Genomic DNA, 2,134 nt, shown 5'->3' on the forward strand with positions numbered 1-2,134 from the left:
TCTGTATACAACGCCTCTTGCAGCATCTACTGTAACAGTTTCTCCATCTTTAACTAAGTCCATCATATCTGTAGCAGAAACTATAACAGCTTTATTTAAGTTAATTCCTACTATAGCCGCATGAGAAGTCATTCCACCTTCTTCAGTTATTACTGCACCAGCTTTTTCTATACAAACGTTCATATCTGCATCAGTCATGCTAGTAACAAGTATATCTCCTTCATTGAAGTCTACACAAGCTTCTCCAGCTTTAACTATACGTACTTTACCTTCTACAGTCTTGTTTCCTACACCTATTCCTTGTACTATTTCTTCACTTATTACATGAACTTTTATTAAGTTAGTAGTTCCACTTACTCCAACTGGTACCCCAGCAGTTACTACAACTAACTCTCCATTGTTTATGTAATTAGCAGCCTTAGCAGCTTCTATAGAGTTTTCTATAACTTCATCAGTAGTTATAGCATTAGATGATTTAACTGGATATACACCCCAAGATAAAGCTAATTGTCTCATTATTTTATCTTCTGAAGTTGCAGCTACTATTGGAGCATTTGGTCTAAATTTAGAAACCATTCTAGCAGTATGTCCTGAAGAAGTAGATGTTACTACTGCAGAAGCATTTAAATCTATTGCAGTTGAACAAGTTGCATGACTTATTGCATCAGTTACTGTTGAGTTATTAGAAGCATTAGCCTTTAATAATGCATCGTAATCTAATGTTTCTTCTGTTCTCTTAGCTATTGTTGCCATCATCTTTACAGATTCAACAGGATATTTACCTGCAGCAGTTTCTCCTGATAACATTATAGCATCAGTTCCATCATATATAGCATTTGCAACGTCAGTAACTTCTGCTCTTGTAGGTCTTGGGTTTCTCATCATAGAGTCAAGCATTTGAGTAGCAGTTATTACTGGCTTAGCTAATTCATTACATTTTTTGATCATCATCTTTTGAACTATTGGCATTTCTTCAGTTGGTATCTCAACTCCAAGATCCCCTCTAGCTACCATTATTCCGTCAGAAACTTTTAATATTTCATCTAAGTTGTCTACACCTTCTTGGTTTTCTATCTTAGATATTATATGTATATCTGTAGCATTGTTGTTTTCTAATATTTCTCTTATAGCTAATACATCTGATGCTTTTCTTACGAAAGAAGCTGCTATAAAATCTATTCCTTGGCTTATACCAAATTCTATATCACTTATATCTTTAGGTGTTATAGCTGGTAAGTTTATTTTAACTCCTGGAACGTTTACTCCCTTATGATTCTTTACTATTCCTGAGTTCTCAACTAAACAAACTATATCGTCTCCATTAACTTCTTGAACTCTAAGGCCTACTAGACCGTCATCTATTAATATGCTGTCCCCTGCTACAACGTCTTCTGAAAGACCTTTGTAGCTTACTGTACACATTTCTTTTGTTCCAACAACATCTTTCATAGTTATTGTAAACTTTTGACCTTCTTCTAATAATACTTCTGGATCAGCAAATTGACCTGTTCTTATTTCTGGCCCTTTTGTATCTAATAATAAAGCTACTGGCTTTCCTAATTTTTCTCTTACTTTCTTAGCCATATCTAATCTTCCCTTATGTTCTTCATGAGAACCGTGAGAGAAGTTGAATCTGCAAACATTTAATCCATTTTCAACAAGTTGAGTTAGTACTTCTTCAGTATCTGAAGCTGGTCCTAGTGTACAAACTATTTTAGTCTTTTTTGTGTTCTTTAACATGATATATTCCTCCTAAAGTATTATTATATAGATAGCATTTTCACCATTTCATAAGTATCTTTATCAAAGTCTCTAGTCATAGCTAATGCTTCATTTATCTCCATATCTATTATCTTATTATCCTTAATACCTACTACCCTTGCAGCTTTACCATCTAATAATAGTTCAACCGCTCTTACTCCCATTCTACTTGCTAATATTCTATCAAATGCAGTTGGGCTTCCACCTCTTTGTACGTGACCTAACACAGTAACTCTTAAGTCAGCACCTGTATCTGCAACAATTTCTTTCCCTAAATCTTGTGCATTCCCAACACCTTCAGCTAACACTATAATACTGTGTCTTTTGCCTCTTTTTTGTGTAGTTTTTAACTTCTTGCACACATCTTCTACCT

At 34.4% G+C, this 2,134-nt stretch carries 2 protein-coding genes; both read right to left on the reverse strand.

The annotated features are described in order from the left end of the window. A partial coding sequence (pyk, locus tag CHL78_RS19985) for a pyruvate kinase (RefSeq protein WP_116041762.1) occupies positions 1-1,740 on the reverse strand: 1,740 nt, incomplete at its 3' end. 23 nt (positions 1,741-1,763) lie between these two features. Then, a partial coding sequence (locus CHL78_RS19990; RefSeq protein WP_199534138.1) for a 6-phosphofructokinase occupies positions 1,764-2,134 on the reverse strand: 371 nt, incomplete at its 5' end.

The organism is Romboutsia weinsteinii (assembly GCF_002250835.2).
Lineage (GTDB): Bacteria > Bacillota > Clostridia > Peptostreptococcales > Peptostreptococcaceae > Romboutsia_A > Romboutsia_A weinsteinii.